Source organism: Streptacidiphilus monticola, from assembly GCF_042658505.1.
In the GTDB taxonomy this organism is placed as follows: Bacteria; Actinomycetota; Actinomycetes; order Streptomycetales; family Streptomycetaceae; genus Streptacidiphilus; species Streptacidiphilus monticola.
On sequence record NZ_JBHSQJ010000103.1, the window covers coordinates 33031 to 47737 of the forward strand.

A 14707-nucleotide genomic window follows, 5' to 3' on the forward strand; every position below is an offset into this window, starting at 1 on the left:
ATGGCCGAACTGCAGTCCTCCGACGAGAAGGCGCTGGTCGAGGCGTGGCGGGAACTGCTCGCCCGCCAGGCCGCCACGGCCTGCGCGCTGGACCGCGAGCTGAACGAGCGCCACGGACTCGGCATGAGCGAGTTCGAGGTGCTCGAGCGCCTGGTCGAGGGTGCGGACGGGTCCTGCAAGGTGTCCTTCCGGGTGCAGGAGCTGGCCGATTCGGTGCACCTGAGCCAGAGCGCGCTGTCCCGGCTGATCGGCCGACTGGAGAAGGACGGTCTGGTCGAGCGCTCGATGTGCCCGGAGGACCGGCGCGGCATCCAGGTCTGCGTGACGAACGACGGCTACTCGCGCTACGTCGCCGCGAAGCCGACCCATCGTGCGGTGCTGGCCGAGAAGCTGGGCGACTGACCTGGGCGACTGGGCCGGGCGACTGATTTGCACGACTGATTCCGGATGAAGACGAGCCGGTCCCGGTAGGGGGCCGGCTTCTTTTTCGGGGCTTGTCGAAAGAACTCTTTCGAGCGTAGTGTTTCGAAACGTGTCTTCCGAAGAGCGCCCAGAGCGTCCCCACCGCAAGCTCACCGACCCCAAGGCCATGCGCGCCATCGCCCATCCCACCCGGCTGGCGATCCTGGAGGCGCTCGCCCGCCGCGAGCCGCTGACGGCGACCGAGGTGTCCGAGATGGTGGGGGAGTCGCCCACCAACTGCGCCTTCCACCTGCGCACGCTGGCGAAGTACGGCTTCGTCGAGGAGGCCGAGGGCGGCGCCGGGCGGCGCCGGCCCTGGCGCCGGGCGCACATCGGCTTCGGCTACGACGAGAACGCCCTGGAGGAGCCGGAGAGCCGGATCGCCGCCGGAGTGCTGACCTCCGTGCTCTGGGAGCAGTGGCTGGCCAAGATCGCCAGAGTCAACGCCCTGCGCGGCAGCTTCCCCGAGGAGTGGCGGAAGGTCACCGGCGGCTCCCAGTCGGTCTTCTGGCTCACGCCGGACGAGGCCGCCGCCTTCGAGGAGGAGCTGACGGCCATGCTCTTCCGCTACCGCGAGCGGCTGGAGGACCCCTCCCTGCGTCCGGCCGGGAGCTTCCCCATCGAGCTGGTCCAGTTCACCTTCCCCTTCGACGCCACCCGCACGGAAGGCGACTGACGCCATGAAGGCTCTGCTCGGTCAACGCGACATACGCCTGCTGGTGCTGGCCCGATTCGTCGACATGCTCGGCGACAACGTCATGTGGATCGCCCTCGGCATCTGGATCAAGGAGCTGACCGGCAGCGACTCCGCCGCCGGCATGTCCTTCTTCGTCTTCGTCCTGGGCTCGCTGTTCGCCCCCTTCGGCGGCGTGGTGGTGGACCGGGTCCGGCGCGGGCCGCTGATCGTCGTGCTGAACCTGGTCGCCGTGCTGGTGGTGCTGCCGCTGCTGCTGGTCCACGGCCGCGGCGAGGTCTGGCTGATCTACGCCGTGATGCTCGGCTACGGCATGGTCAGCGGCGTCACCGGGTCCGCGATGACGGCCTACACCCAGGCGCTCATCCCCGCCGAGCAGCTCGGCGAGGCCAACGGGCTGATCCAGACCGCGCTCCAGGGCCTGCGGCTGGTCGCCCCACTGATCGGCGCGGCCGTCCTGTCCGCCTACGGCATCGCGCCGCTGGTGCTGGGCGACGCGGCCACCTTCGTCCTGGCCGCCCTGCTGATCCGCGCGATCCGCGGCCGCGAGAGCGCCCCCGCGCCGCGGCACGGGCGCGAGCGGGGCGAGCTGCTGCGCGGAGTCCGGCACATCATGGGCACGGTGACGCTGCGTCAGGCCGTGCTGGCCGTGGTCTTCGGGCTGCTCGCGTTCGGCTTCTCCGAGTCCGTGGTCTTCGCCGTCATCGACCAGGGCCTGCACCGGCCGCCCGCGTTCCTCGGCGTGATCAGCTCGCTGGAGGGCGTCGGGGCGATCGCGGCGGGCGCGGTGGCCGGGCGGCTGATGCGGCGGATCGGGGAGAGCCGGCTGATCGCCTCCGGCCTGACCGCCGCCGGGCTCGGCTTCGCGGCCGGCTGCGTCGGCTCCGTCTGGGTGGTCGGCGTGGGCGTCACCCTGATCGGGGCCAGCCTGCCGTGGATCATCGCGGGGCTGATGACGCTGTTCCAGCGCAGCACCCCGCCCGAGCTGATGGGCCGCACCGACGCCGCCCTCGGCGTCATGCTCTCGGTGCCGCAGACCACCGCCATCGCGCTCGGCGCGGGGCTGGTCGCGGTGGTGGACTTCCGGCTGCTGCTGACGGCCATGGCGGCGCTGATGGCGCTCGGCGCGCTCTACCTGTTCACCCGTCGCCCCGCTGCGGAGGCCGTCACGGTCGAGGCCCCCGCGGAGGCGGCGCAGGCGGCCTGAGGGAGCGTCAGTGACGCAGGGCGGTGCTGCCGTGGACGGCGGCCTCCTCCTGCGCGGCCCGGACCGTCTCCTCTATGCAGGTGTCCGGCAGCGCCGGGTGGCGGCCGATCACGACGACGCCGACCACGATGCAGACCAGCCCCACGCTCTCCCAGGCCAACGCGCCCGCGTTGACGTTGAGCCGGTCGCCGAGGAAGCCGACGCCGCAGACGATCCCGGCCAGCGGCTGCGCGGCGGTCAGCGCGGGCAGCGACATCTTCAGCGGCGCGGACTCGAAGGCGCTCTGCACCAGCACCAGCCCGATGATGCCGATGGCCACGATGGCGTACGTCTGCCAGGACGTCAGCACCGAGCCCAGGCCGCCGGCGTCGAAGCGCAGGCCGGTGGTCCGGGTCAGCCCGTCCTGCAGGCCGTAGAGCAGACCGGCGGCGGTGGCCAGCAGGGTCGCCTCGCGCACCAGCGGCATCCGCCGGGCGCCGGACACGAGCAGCAGCGCGAGACCCGCGACGATGCCGACGACGAGCCAGTGCTGGAGCTCCCCGGCGGGCCGCCCGCCGCCGGTCGGCTGCCCCGCCAGGATGAAGGTGGACACCCCGGCCGCGAGCAGCAGGACCCCGCCCCAACCCGAGCGGCCGAGCTTCTCGCCCGAGGTCCAGCGGGCCAGCAGCATGGCGAAGACCAGATTGGTCGTCAGAAGCGGTTCCACCAGGGAGAGTCGGCCCGCCGAGAGGGCGGCCGCGCTCAACAGCTGCCCGACGACCATGAAGGTCAGGCCGAACAGCCACTCCCGTTGCCGCATCAGGTCGAGCAGCAGCCGGAAGGAGAGCAGGTCCGCCTTCGGGGCCCGCTGGGCCGCGTGCTGCTGCAGCACGAAGCCCAGGCCGAGCAGACAGGCGGCGCCCACGCCCAGGAAGAAGACCGTCACGGGGGGACCCCCTGAAGTCGCCAGTCGTTCCATCGCAGCGTAGCGCGGGCCCGTGATAAAGGTGCCGGACCTGGGTGAGAGAAGGACCCCTGTTCAGCCCAGTGCGGTGAGCCCCGGGGCGAGTGCCAGCAGCACCGGGGCGGCGCACAGCGCGAGGGCCGCCGCACCCACGGCCAGCCTGCGTGCCAGCGGCAGCCGGGGCCGTCCGGCGAGCAGGCGGTCCACCCGGGCGGGGATCTCGGCGTGCGGGCCGAGCACCCGCTCGTCCGGGTTCAGCTCGACGAGGGCGATCGCGGTCGCCAGGCGCCCATGCCGCCGGGCGGCTGAATCGTCGGCCGCGAGCTCGACCAGCCGGCCCACCTGGTCGCGGAAGAGCGCGAAGACGCGGGCGGAGGGGAAGCCGGCGCTCAGCGCCTCGGCCGTCTGCAGCAGCCAGTGGTGCCGGGCCCGCTGATGGCCGCGCTCGTGGGCGAGCAGCGCGTCCAGCTCGCGGTCGCTGAGCCGTTGCAGCGCCCCGGTGCTGACGACCAGTCGGGAGTCGGGCCTCGGCAGGGACCAGGCCTGCGGCTCGTGGCTCTCGATGACGACGAGCCGGGAACGGCTGCCTCCGCCCCCGGCCGGCACCAGCTCGGGGTGCAGGTCCGGTGCGCGCGCGGCGAGTTCGTCCGCACGGCGGCGGCGCAGCGTGCGCGCGGTCCACACCTCGATGGCGAGGGCCATCAGGGTGCGCAGGCCGCCGATGGCGAAGAGGAACGCGGCGGCCATCGCCCAGGAGCGGGAGAGCGGGAAGTCGTAGGCGGCGGCGACGCCGACGGGGGCGCCGGAGAAGAGCAGGGCCCGCACCTCGGGCCAGGCGGCGGAGCCGGTCAGGACGAGTGCCAGCAGGCAGCAGAGGATGACGGCGAGGACGAGGCACTGCCAGGCCCACAGGGCGAGCACGGGTTCCCGCTCCGTCCAGGGGGCGCGGGCCAGGCGCGGGGGCACGAGGATGCCCAGCAGCAGGCCGAGCCCGAGGAGGGCGGGCAGCGCAGTCACGGCAGACAACCTCCGCGCGGGACACGGAACGGCGGGCGACGGTGCACGCCGCCCCCAACCTATGCGCTGGCGCGCGGCCCCGTCAGCGGGTCCGCGGAAAGGTGACGGACACCACCCACGGCCCCGCCAGGGGCGCGGGGATGCCCCACCCTCCCCCAGCCTTCGGCCGGGGGTGCCCCCAGGCGGGAGGTGCCCCACCGCGACCAGCCCACCACTCACGGAGGTTCGACCCGGATCGCCAGTCGAACCTCCGCGGGTGGTGTGTTGCTCGCGGTGGGGGCACTTCCCGCCGTGGGGGCACGCACCCCCGGCCTTCGGCCGGGGGATCCTCGCGCCCCTGGAGGGGCGTGCAACTGAGGGTCCGTCACAGGGTGACCAGCATGGCGGACATGCCGAGGGCCATGATGACGCGGCAGGCGTGGGGGAGGAGGGCCGTGGGGGACGTGTCCGGGCCCGCCGCAGGCGACAGGCGGAGGCCGAAGCGCAGTGCCGCCGCGCAGAAGAAGAGGAGCAGCGGGCCGGTGACGGCCGGGGCCCCGGCCGTCATGCCGGGCATCCCGTCGTGGGGGGAGGCGGCCATGGCGACCGCCATGTAGAGCATCGCCGCGTGCCCCGCCGCGTGGTAGCCGTGGTGTCCGCGCGCTCCCCTGTGGCGCACGGCGCACCACAGCGACCAGGCCGCCGCCGCGCCGAAGACGGTCAGCCACAGGGGGGCGGGCAGTCGCATCCCCCAGCCGTGGGGCAGCGCCATCACGGCCATGCCCAGGCCCATCACCGCCTCGGAGGCGTCCGCCTGACGCTCCGTCACCGGAGCCCCCCGGCGCAGGCAGACGCGGGCGAGGCAGTAGGACCCGGCGGAGCCGACCAGCAGCACCAGCAGCCACGCGACGACGGCGGAACCCCGCATCCGCACTCCCTCCCACCGGTGGCCCCAGCGTCCCGCCCGCCGCGCCGTCCGCACAGGGCGCAGCGGGGGCGCACGGGCGTACTCCTGCAGGAGTACGCCGGGGGTTTCGTCACTCTGGCGGACTACGGATGGCCGGGGACCGAATCGTCCCGTGGTCTGCCGCTTCAACGAGGGCCCGTCCATAGCTTGGTGAGGCACGTTCAGACCGACACCACGCAGGGACGATTCACCGCCATGGGCCGACTGATCCGCCTCCCCCTCGCCCGCCGCCACGCGCCGCCGCGCACCGCCCCCGCGCGGGCGGTGGTGGTCTCCGCCGCGGTCGGCGCCGGGCACGACGCGGTGGCCCGGGAGCTGACCGCCCGGCTCACCGAGGCCGGGATCGAGGTCGACCGCTACGACTTCCTCGACCTGCTGCCCGCCGGCGCGGGCCGGCTGCTGGTGGGGACCTACCACCGGATGCTGGAGCTGGCCCCCTGGACCTGGCGGCTGCTCTACGGGGGGCTGGACAGCCCGCGGATGATGCGGGCTCAGGCCCGGCTGTTCACCGCCCTGGCCGGGCGGCGGATGCGCCGGCTGCTGTCCGCCGACACCCGGATCGTCGTCTCCACCTACCCGCTGGCCAGCCAGGTGCTCGGCAGGCTGCGCGCGCAGGGGCGGGTGCACCAGCCCGTGCACACCTACCTGACGGACTTCTCGGTCCACCGGCTGTGGGCCTCGCCCGACGTGGACGCGCATCTGGCGGTGCATCAGGTGCCCGCCGCCCAGGCCGCTTCGGCGGGGTGCCGCAAGGTGCAGGTGGTCCGGCCGCTGGTGGACCGGCGGTTCACCCCGACCACCGAGCGCAGCCGCGAGGCGGCGCGGATCCGCTGGGGCCTGCCCCTGGACGCGCGGATCGCCCTGCTCGTCGGCGGCTCGTGGGGCGCGGGCGAGTTGGAGCGGACGCTGGCGGACATCCAGGCGGCCGATCCGGACCTGGTGTGCGTCGTCGCCTGCGGGCGCAACGAGCCGCTGCGGGAGCGGCTGCTGGCCGCCGGGGTGCGGCACGCCGTCGGCTGGACGCAGGACATGCCCGGCCTGATGCACGCGGCGGACGTGCTGGTCCAGAACGCGGGCGGGATCAGCGTCCTGGAGGCCGTGGCCTGCGGTCTGCCGGTGCTCACCTACCGCTCGATACCGGGCCACGGGCTGACCAACTCGGCGGCGCTGGACGAGGCAGGAGTGGCCCGGTGGGTGCGCAGCCAGGGCGAGTTGGCGTCCGCACTGGACGAGGCAGTACGCTCGGGGGCCCGGGCGTCCGCCTGGGGCGCCGACGCCGTCGAGGTACTGCTGCGCTCGGCCGGTCTGGCCCGCCCCGCCGTCGCCGACCACCTTCCCGCACGCGAACTGGAGGCCGCACCGTGAGCCACCGCCTGCTGAAGGCCGCCGCCGGGGTCGCCGGCGGACTCGTCCTGGCCCAGGCCGCACCCGCGCTGACGGGCGTTCAGCCGCTGGAGCCGCTGCGCCGCCGGCTGCTGCCCCGCTACGGCGGCGTGGGCCGGCCCGGGCACGTGGCGCTCACCTTCGACGACGGCCCGGACCCGTTGTCCACCCCGCGCTTCCTCTCGCTGCTGGAGCGGCGCGGGGTGCGGGCCACGTTCTTCCTGCTGGGCTTCATGCTGGAGCGCGAGCCGGGGCTGGCCAAGGAGATCGTCGCCGCCGGTCACGAGGTGGCCGTCCACGGCTACCTGCACCGGCCGATGGTCGCACGCGGCCCGCGGGCGACCTACGACGACCTGCGCCGCGCCCGGGACCTGGTCACCGACGCGACCGGCGAGCAGCCGCGGTTCTACCGCCCCCCGTACGGCGTCGCCACCACGGCCGCGCTGCGCTCGGCGCGGCAGCTGGGCATGGAGCCGGTGCTGTGGACCAGCTGGGGCGCGGACTGGCGCGCGGGCGCGACTGGCACGTCGGTCTACCGCACGGTCACCCGCAATCTGGAATCGGGCGGGACGATCCTGCTGCACGACTCCGACTGCACGTCCGCGCCCGCGAGTTGGACCGCCACCCTGGCCGCGCTGCCGCGCCTGCTGGACCACTGCGAGCGCCACGGCTGGCACGTCGGCCCGATGGGCGAGCACCGGTAGGACGCCGGAGTGGGCCTCAGAGTCGGCCGGCCGCGTCCAGGCGGGAGAGGAAGCGGCGGGTGCGCTCGTGCTGCGGGGCGCCGAAGACCTGTGCGGGAGGGCCCTGTTCGAGGATGACGCCGTCGGCGAGGAAGCAGACCTGGTCCGCGACGTCGCGGGCGAAGGCCATCTCGTGGGTGGCGATCACCATCGTCATGCCCTGCTGCTTCAGGTCCCAGACCACCTCCAGGACCTCGCCGACCAGTTCCGGGTCGAGGGCGGCCGTGATCTCGTCCAGCAGCAGCACCCGCGGCTCGTTGGCGATGGCGCGCACCAGCGCGACACGCTGCTGCTGGCCGCCGGAGAGCTGGTCGGGGTAGGAGCGCGCCTTCGCGGCCAGACCCAGGCGGTCGAGGAGTCCGAGGGCGTGCGCCTCCGCCGCCTGCTTGCTCTGCCGCAGCACCCGGCGCGGGGCCAGGGTGATGTTCTGCAGCACCGTCAGATGCGGGAAGAGGTTGTACGCCTGGAAGACCACCCCGATCTTCCGCCGGACCTCGTCCTCCTTGACCGCCGGGTCGGTGATCTCCTCGCCGTCCAGGAAGATCGCGCCGTCGTCGATCCGCTCCAGCAGGTTCGCGCAGCGCAGCAGCGTGGACTTGCCCGAACCCGAGGCGCCGATCAGGGCGGTGACGGTGTGTTCGGGCACGTCGAGGTCGACGTCGTGGAGGATGACGTGCTCGCCGAAGGTCTTGCGGACGGACTCCAGGCGGAGCACCGGAGTGGCGACTGCGGTCATACCAGGGCTCCCTGTGCGCGCTGGCGGTCGGTGCGGCGGCCGAGCCAGTCCGCGAAGCGGGTCATCGGGATGGTGAGCACGACGAACGCGAGGCCGGCGACGACGTACGGGGTGTAGTTGAACGAGCTCGCCGCCTGGATGTGCGCGGCCGCGACCGCGTCCACCGCTCCGCCGATGTAGACGAGGCCGGTGTCCTTCTGCAGCGAGACCAGGTCGTTGACGAGGGCCGGCAGCACCCGCCGCACCGCCTGGGGCAGCACCACGTGGCGCAGCGTCTGACGGTAGCTCAGGCCGAGCGACCGGGCGGCGGCCCGCTGGCTGGGGTGGACGGACTCGATGCCGGCCCGGAACACCTCGGCCATGTAGGCGGAGTAGTTGACGACCAGGGCGGTGCCGCCCAGCGCCACCGGATCGGTGGTGACGCCGGTCAGCTGCAGCGCGGGGACGCCGAAGACCACGATCAGCAGCAGCACGATCAGCGGCAGCCCGCGGAAGAAGTCCACGTACACGGTGGCCAGCAGGCGCAGCGGCAGGAAGACCGGCCCCCGCAGGGTCCGCACCAGGGCGATGGCCAGGCCCAGCAGCAGAGCGGAGGCGCCGCAGACGGCCAGCAACTGCAGGTTGAGCACCAGGCCGTGCAGCACCGGCGAGACCGCCTCGCGGGCGTAGTGGCCGTCGAAGAAGGTCTGCCGGGTCCGCGGCCAGCCGGGGGAGCCGGTGATCACGAAGTAGAGCACGGCGGCGACGGCGACCGTGCTGAGCGCGGCGATCAGGGCGGAGCGCCGGGCGCGGGAGCGCCGGTAGGCCTCGCGGGCCAGCCGGCGCTCCGAGGGGACGTAGGCGTCCCGCCGCATGTCCTCCTCGAGTGTCACTTCAGGACCGCGGCGGTGTCCGAGGCCGGCAGCCACTGCTTGGCCAGCCTGGCCAGGGTGCCGTCGGCGCGCAGCGCGTCCACGGCCTGGGAGACGCAGGTCGTCAGCGGCGAGCCCTTGGTGAGGACCAGGCCGAACTGCTCGGCGGAGCCGGTGGCGGCGTCGGCGGGGAACTGGCCGACGACCTTGGCGTCGGGTACCTGGACCGAGGTGATGTAGAAGGCGGTGGGCAGGTCGACCACGATGGCGTCGATCTGCTTGTTCTTCAGCGCGGCGCTGGCCAGGTCGGTGGTGTCGAAGACGCTGGGCTGCTGCGTGGGCTTGACGGTCTTCTGAACGACCGTCAGACCGGTGGTGCCGACCTGGGCGCCGATCTTCGCGCCCTTGAGCGCGGCCACCGTGGTCGCCCCGGCGTACTTGGAGTCCTTCAGGGTGACCACGGCCTGGCGGACGTCGTAGTAGCCCGAGGAGAAGTCGACGGCCTGCCTGCGCTCGTCCGAGATCGAGACCTGGTTGATGTCGAAGTCGAACTTCTTCACGCCCGGCGTGATCGCGTTGTTGAAGGGGACCGTGGTCCAGGCGACCTTGTCGGTCGGGTAGCCCAGCTGCTTGGCGACCGCGTAGGCGACGGCAGACTCGAAGCCCTTGCCGCTGGACGGCTTGTTGTCCTGGAACCACGGGTCGTAGGCCGGGTTGTCGGTGCCGATGGTCAATGTGCCCGCGGTCTGCGTCCTGAGCGCGCCGGGCGCGCAGGAGGCGGCCGCGGCGGAGCCGGACGCGGTGGGGGACGAGGACGAGGCGGAACCGGCGCCGTTGTCCTGCGGCGCGCAGGCCGCGAGGCCGAGCAGGGCGGCGGCAGCGGCGGCGATCGCGGACAGGCGGGCGGTACCGGGCAAGCGGGTCACTCGGGCTCCAAGGTTCATGACGGCGCAGGTGGACGGCAGCGTACCGGCGTGATGTGACGGGCTGGTCAGCAGGGTCTTGCGTGCTGTGACGCCCGGTGAACGTGACCACTCCCACTTGAGACGAAAGACCTTTCGTATATACGGTGGGAACACCACAGTTCCTTCGGTCAAGGCAGGGTAGACATGGAAAATCTCTCGCCCACCCTCGTCGCAGCAGGCAAATCCTCTGCCACTACTTCGGCGCGCATCGCCCAACTCCCCGCCTGGGAGCGGCTCAAGGCCGCGGTGGAGGCCCTGCGCCCGCTGCAGGCCAAGGACGGCTCCATCGACCTGGGCGAACACGCCCGCGAGCAGGTCGACGCCCACCTCGACACCGTCCTCGCGGCGGTCGCCGAGCTGGCCCCCCACTTCCCGCACGATGCCGCCTACCTCGATGCGGTGCTCGCGGACCTGCGCCGTTGGGCGGACTCCGGCTACGCCGTGCCGGACTTCCTGGACTCGCTGCTGGCCTTCCAGCCCGCCTCCCAGCGCGAGGACGGCCTCAGCCACCTGGTCGTCTTCCCGATGTACACGCAGAACGGCAACCCGAACCGCAACCTCGAGGCCGTGCTGCTCGACGTGGTCTGGCCGGACTGGCTGGCGGAGCTGGAGCGCACCCGCTTCGACAACCCGCTGTTCGTGCCGATCACCTTCACCGACTTCACCGCCGGCTACGACACCAACTCGGCCGTGCTCTTCCCGGAGACCGTCGCCGTCCGCGAGGTGCCGGAACGTTTCACCTGGGGCGGCATCTTCTGCGACCGCGAGGCCGCGCGCTTCCGCGCCGTCTCCACCGCGGCCGTGCAGACCCTCGGCCTGGAGATCCCCGAGGACGCGGCCGAGCTGCTGACGGACCAGCAGCTCGCCCAGCAGACCTTCGTGTTGTGGGACCTGATCCACGACCGCACCCACAGCCACGGCGACCTGCCGTTCGACCCCTTCATGATCAAGCAGCGCAGCCCCTTCTGGATGTACGGGCTCGAGGAGCTCCGCTGCGACCTGACCGCCTTCAAGGAGGCCGTCCGGCTCGAGAAGGAGGGCTACGAGCAGGGCCGCAAGGTCCAGTACGCGATCCTCTTCGACCGGATGTTCCGCTTCCCGGTCAGCGGCGGCCGGGTCCGCAACTACGACGGCCTCGGCGGCCAGCTGCTCTTCTCCTACCTGCACAAGCACGACGCGCTGCGCTGGACGGACAACAGGCTGCGCATCGACTGGGACCGCGTCGCCGAGGTGACCACCGACCTCTGCGCCGAGATCGAGACCCTCTACCGCGACGGCATCGACCGGCCGAAGACCGCCCACTGGCTCGCCGCCTACGAGCTGGTCTCCCGCTACCTCACCCCGCACCCGGCGTCCGTCTGGGCGAAGGGCGCGGACGCCCTCCCGTTCGCCGAGCACTCCTCGCCGAGCGATGCGAAGGCGCTCAACAAGGCCCTGTGCGATGCTGTGCTGCCGGACGAGTTCCCGCTCAGCATGTTCTTCGAGGCGCTGGCGAAGAAGCTCGCCGGTGTGATCGACTCGACCAAGGGCATCACCGGAACCAGCGAGCTCAGGAGTGCCGCGTGAACCAGTCGCTCAAGGGGCGTGTGATCGCCGTCGCCGGTGCCACCGGCGCGGCCGGGCACGCCGTGGTGCACCGCCTCGCCCGGGCGGGCGCGACGGTCGCCTGCGCCGACATCGACGCGCGCCGCCTGGACTCCCTGGCCGACTCGGTGCGCCGGGCGGTGCCCGGGGCCACCGTCGTCGGCCAGGTCGTCGACCTGCTCGACCCGCAGGCCGCGCACGACTGGGCCGACCACATCGAGGCCGAGCACGGCCGGGTGGACGGCCTGCTGCACCTGGTCGGCGGCTGGCGCGGCGGCAAGAAGTTCATGGACACGGACCTGTCCGACTGGGACTTCCTGCAGGACATGCTGGTGCGCACGCTCCAGCACACCAGCCTGGGCTTCCACGACGCGCTGCGGCGCAGCGACGCGGGGCGCTTCGCGATCGTCTCGCAGTCCGGCGCGCACAAGCCGACGGCCGGCAACGCGGCGTACGCCGCCGCGAAGGCCGCCTCGGAGTCGTGGACCCTGGCGATGGCCGACTCCTTCGCCAAGCTGGCGGGGGAGGAGGAGCTGCAGGCGGCCGCCACGATCTTCGTCATCAAGGCCCTGCTGACGGACGAGATGCGCCAGGCCAAGCCCGAGGCGAAGTTCCCCGGGTTCACCCACGTCGACGAACTCGCCGACGCCATGGCCGAGTTGTGGACCAAGCCCGCGAACGAACTGAACGGAACCCATCTGTGGCTGACGCCCCGATGACCGACGCTGTACGACACCACGACCCCGCCGTGCGCGGGTTCGCCAGCGACAACTACGCCGGAGTGCACCCCGAGGTGCTGGCGGCGATCGCCCTGGCCAACGGCGGCCACCAGATCGCCTACGGCGGCGACGACTACACCGCCCACCTCCAGGAGGTCTTCCGCCGCCACTTCGGCCCGCGGGCCGAGGCCTTCCCGGTGTTCAACGGCACCGGCGCCAACGTCGTGTCGCTGCAGGCGCTGCTGCCCCGCTGGGGCGCGGTCGTCTGTGCCGAGACCGCGCACATCAACGTGGACGAGGGCGGCGCGCCGGAGAAGATGGGCGGCATCAAGCTGCTCACCGTGCCGACGCCGGACGGCAAGCTCACCCCGGAGCTGATCGACCGTCAGGCCTGGGGCTGGGGCGACGAGCACCGCGCCCAGCCGCTGGCCGTCTCGATCACCCAGAGCACCGAACTGGGCACCCTCTACACGCCCGAGGAGATCCGCGCGATCTGCGAGCACGCGCACGAGCGCGGCATGCTCGTCCACGTCGACGGCTCCCGCCTGGCCAACGCCGCCGCCTCGCTGGGCGTTCCGTTCCGGGAGTTCACCACCGACGCGGGCGTGGACGTGCTCTCCTTCGGCGGCACCAAGAACGGCCTCCTGCTCGGCGAGGCCGTGGTGGTGCTCAACCCGGACGCGGTCAGGAACATCACCTTCCTGCGCAAGACGTCCATGCAGCTCGCCTCCAAGATGCGCTTCGTCTCCGCGCAGTTCGAGGCGCTGCTGGCCGGCGACCTGTGGCTGCGCAGCGCGAGCCACGCCAACGCCATGGCCAAGCGGCTGGAGGCGGCGGTCAAGGACATCGACGGCGTCACCGTCGTCCGGCCGGTCCAGGCCAACGCGGTCTTCGCGATCCTGCCGCGCGAGGTGAGCGAGCGCCTGCAGAAGCGCTACCGCTTCTACTTCTGGAACGAGCACACCGGCGAGGTCCGCTGGATGTGCGCCTTCGACACCACCGAGGCCGACATCGACGGCTTCGCCGCGGCCATCGCCGAGGAGATGGCCCGGTAGGAGTCCGTACCGGCACGGAACGCCCGGAGCGCTCACCCGCGCCCCGGGCGTTCTGCGTCCAGGGCCGGTCCGGCGGATCTTGCCGGATCAGCCCGCGTCGTTCCCCCACCCTTCGGGCGGGCGGTGCCCCCAGGCGCGGCCGGCTCCAAGGCGGCGGAGCGCCCTCGTACTGGACGTACGTGGGCGTTTCGGCAACGCAGGGTGGCGGCAGCTTCCGGCCGGAGGCTCGGGGGAGGCCGTGTCAGGCGGCGCGGGCCCGGGAAGATCCGCCGGACAGGACCCAAGCCGTGACAGCGCCGGCGTGGTTGGCGCAGGATGGCGGACATGGATCTTGAGCCGCTGTGTCCGCAGGAGTTCGCCGCCGAGACCGTCTACCTGAACAGTGCCGTGATGGGGCTGCCGCCGCGCCGGGCCGTGGCGGCCATGGCCGCGGTGACGGCCGAGTGGGCGGCCGGGAGGCTGCACGCACCCGACTTCGACGGCCAGGTGAACCGGACCCGGGCCGCCTTCGCCCGGCTGGTCGGCCTCCGCGAGGGCGACGTCGCGATCGGGGCGACCGCCGCGCCGCTGGTCGGGGCGGTCGCCACCGCTCTGCCCGAGGGCGCCGAGGTGCTCCTCGCGGAGGGCGAGTTCACCTCCGTCACCGGTCCGTTCCAGCACCGGCCCGGGCTGAGGGTGCGTCAGGCGCCGCTGGAGCGGCTGGCCGAGGCCGTCTCGGAGCGGACGGCGCTGGTCGCCGTCTCCGCGGTGCAGTCCGCGGACGGGCGGGTGGCCGACCTGGCCGCGATCCGCGAGGCCACCCGGGCGCACGGCGCCCGGCTGCTCGTGGACGCGACACAGGCCCTGGGCTGGGCCGACCTGCGGGACACCGGGGCGGACTACGTCGTCGCCGCGGCGTACAAGTGGCTGCTCGCGCCGCGCGGCGTCGCCTTCCTCGGCATCGCCCCCCGGGCGGCGGAGGGGCTGCGCCCGGTGGCGCCGGGCTGGTACGCGGGCGAGGACCCCTGGGCCAACTGCTACGACCGGATCGAACTCGCCGCCTCCGCACGGCGTTTCGACTCCTCCCCGGTCTGGCTCTGCTTCGCCGGCGCGGTCGAGTCGCTGGCCCTGATCGAGGAGACCGGCACGGAGCGGATCGGGGCGCACAATCTCGCGCTCGCGGCGTACTTCCGCGAGGGCCTGCGCGCGATCGGCCTGCGCCCGCTGGACCAGCCGCGGTCCGCGATCGTCAGCGTGCCCGGCCTGGGCGACGCGGCGAAGGCGCTGGAGACGGCCGGCGTCCGTGCCAGCGTCCGGGCCGGGAACCTGCGCACGGGCTTCCATCTCTACAACGGCCAGGGCGATGCGGACGCCGCCCTGGCGGTGCTGCGGAAACTGACCTGACCTGCCGCCTTCCCGTGGC

At 73.0% G+C, this 14707-nt stretch carries 15 protein-coding genes; 9 read left to right on the forward strand and 6 right to left on the reverse strand.

What is annotated here, in order from left to right; all coding sequences use genetic code 11:
* The 3 genes from ACFP3V_RS23575 (at window position 1) to ACFP3V_RS23585 (ending at window position 2363) form a co-directional block, all read left to right on the forward strand.
* Window positions 1-402 (forward strand): MarR family winged helix-turn-helix transcriptional regulator, encoded by a 402-nt coding sequence (locus ACFP3V_RS23575; RefSeq protein WP_380586897.1) that lies wholly within the window; start codon window positions 1-3, stop codon window positions 400-402.
* A gap of 130 nt (window positions 403-532) precedes the next feature.
* Window positions 533-1138: an ArsR/SmtB family transcription factor gene (locus ACFP3V_RS23580; protein ID WP_380586900.1), complete on the forward strand. Its 606-nt coding sequence runs from the start codon at window positions 533-535 to the stop codon at window positions 1136-1138.
* A gap of 4 nt (window positions 1139-1142) precedes the next feature.
* Window positions 1143-2363, forward strand: coding sequence for an MFS transporter (locus tag ACFP3V_RS23585; RefSeq protein WP_380586903.1), 1221 nt, complete (start codon window positions 1143-1145; stop codon window positions 2361-2363).
* A gap of 7 nt (window positions 2364-2370) precedes the next feature.
* Here the strand turns inward: ACFP3V_RS23585 and ACFP3V_RS23590 are convergent, their stop codons facing one another.
* From ACFP3V_RS23590 to ACFP3V_RS23600, 3 genes are all read right to left on the reverse strand, one after another.
* Window positions 2371-3288 (reverse strand): DMT family transporter, encoded by a 918-nt coding sequence (locus tag ACFP3V_RS23590; RefSeq protein WP_380586906.1) that lies wholly within the window; start codon window positions 3286-3288, stop codon window positions 2371-2373.
* Between the two features lie 93 nt (window positions 3289-3381).
* Window positions 3382-4323 (reverse strand): M56 family metallopeptidase, encoded by a 942-nt coding sequence (locus tag ACFP3V_RS23595; protein WP_380586909.1) that lies wholly within the window; start codon window positions 4321-4323, stop codon window positions 3382-3384.
* A 364-nt stretch (window positions 4324-4687) separates the two neighbouring features.
* A complete protein-coding gene (locus ACFP3V_RS23600) occupies window positions 4688-5230 on the reverse strand; it encodes a DUF5134 domain-containing protein (protein WP_380586912.1) in 543 nt (180 codons plus the stop codon).
* A 234-nt stretch (window positions 5231-5464) separates the two neighbouring features.
* On the opposite strand from ACFP3V_RS23600, the gene ACFP3V_RS23605 reads away from it, so the two are divergent.
* Both ACFP3V_RS23605 and ACFP3V_RS23610 read left to right on the forward strand, forming a co-directional pair.
* Window positions 5465-6634 carry an MGDG synthase family glycosyltransferase gene (locus ACFP3V_RS23605; RefSeq protein WP_380586914.1) on the forward strand — a complete coding sequence of 390 codons (1170 nt, stop codon included), beginning with the start codon at window positions 5465-5467 and terminating at the stop codon, window positions 6632-6634.
* Window positions 6631-7356 (forward strand): polysaccharide deacetylase family protein, encoded by a 726-nt coding sequence (locus ACFP3V_RS23610; RefSeq protein ID WP_380586917.1) that lies wholly within the window; start codon window positions 6631-6633, stop codon window positions 7354-7356. The genes ACFP3V_RS23605 and ACFP3V_RS23610 overlap by 4 nt, the downstream gene beginning before the upstream one ends.
* Before the next feature lie 16 nt (window positions 7357-7372).
* Here the strand turns inward: ACFP3V_RS23610 and ACFP3V_RS23615 are convergent, their stop codons facing one another.
* The 3 genes from ACFP3V_RS23615 to ACFP3V_RS23625 are packed head-to-tail and all read right to left on the reverse strand — an operon-like array spanning window position 7373 to window position 9926.
* Window positions 7373-8131, reverse strand: coding sequence for an amino acid ABC transporter ATP-binding protein (locus ACFP3V_RS23615; protein ID WP_380586920.1), 759 nt, complete (start codon window positions 8129-8131; stop codon window positions 7373-7375).
* Complete coding sequence (locus ACFP3V_RS23620) at window positions 8128-8985, reverse strand: amino acid ABC transporter permease (protein ID WP_380586999.1); 858 nt, start codon at window positions 8983-8985, stop codon at window positions 8128-8130. The genes ACFP3V_RS23615 and ACFP3V_RS23620 overlap by 4 nt, the downstream gene beginning before the upstream one ends.
* A 14-nt stretch (window positions 8986-8999) precedes the next feature.
* The gene (locus tag ACFP3V_RS23625) at window positions 9000-9926 is read right to left on the reverse strand and encodes an ABC transporter substrate-binding protein (RefSeq protein WP_380586923.1); all 927 of its coding nucleotides are present in this window, start codon (window positions 9924-9926) and stop codon (window positions 9000-9002) included.
* Window positions 9927-10091: 165 nt separating this feature from the next.
* On the opposite strand from ACFP3V_RS23625, the gene ACFP3V_RS23630 reads away from it, so the two are divergent.
* The 4 genes from ACFP3V_RS23630 (at window position 10092) to ACFP3V_RS23645 (ending at window position 14688) form a co-directional block, all read left to right on the forward strand.
* On the forward strand, window positions 10092-11513 hold the full coding sequence (locus tag ACFP3V_RS23630; protein ID WP_380586926.1) for a DUF6421 family protein: 1422 nt from the start codon (window positions 10092-10094) through the stop codon (window positions 11511-11513).
* Window positions 11510-12250, forward strand: a complete 741-nt coding sequence (locus ACFP3V_RS23635; RefSeq protein ID WP_380586929.1) for an SDR family NAD(P)-dependent oxidoreductase — start codon at window positions 11510-11512, stop codon at window positions 12248-12250. The genes ACFP3V_RS23630 and ACFP3V_RS23635 overlap by 4 nt, the downstream gene beginning before the upstream one ends.
* Window positions 12247-13305: a threonine aldolase family protein gene (locus ACFP3V_RS23640; RefSeq protein ID WP_380587002.1), complete on the forward strand. Its 1059-nt coding sequence runs from the start codon at window positions 12247-12249 to the stop codon at window positions 13303-13305. The genes ACFP3V_RS23635 and ACFP3V_RS23640 overlap by 4 nt, the downstream gene beginning before the upstream one ends.
* 324 nt (window positions 13306-13629) lie before the next feature.
* Window positions 13630-14688, forward strand: coding sequence for an aminotransferase class V-fold PLP-dependent enzyme (locus ACFP3V_RS23645; RefSeq protein ID WP_380586932.1), 1059 nt, complete (start codon window positions 13630-13632; stop codon window positions 14686-14688).
* Window positions 14689-14707 lie beyond the last annotated feature (19 nt).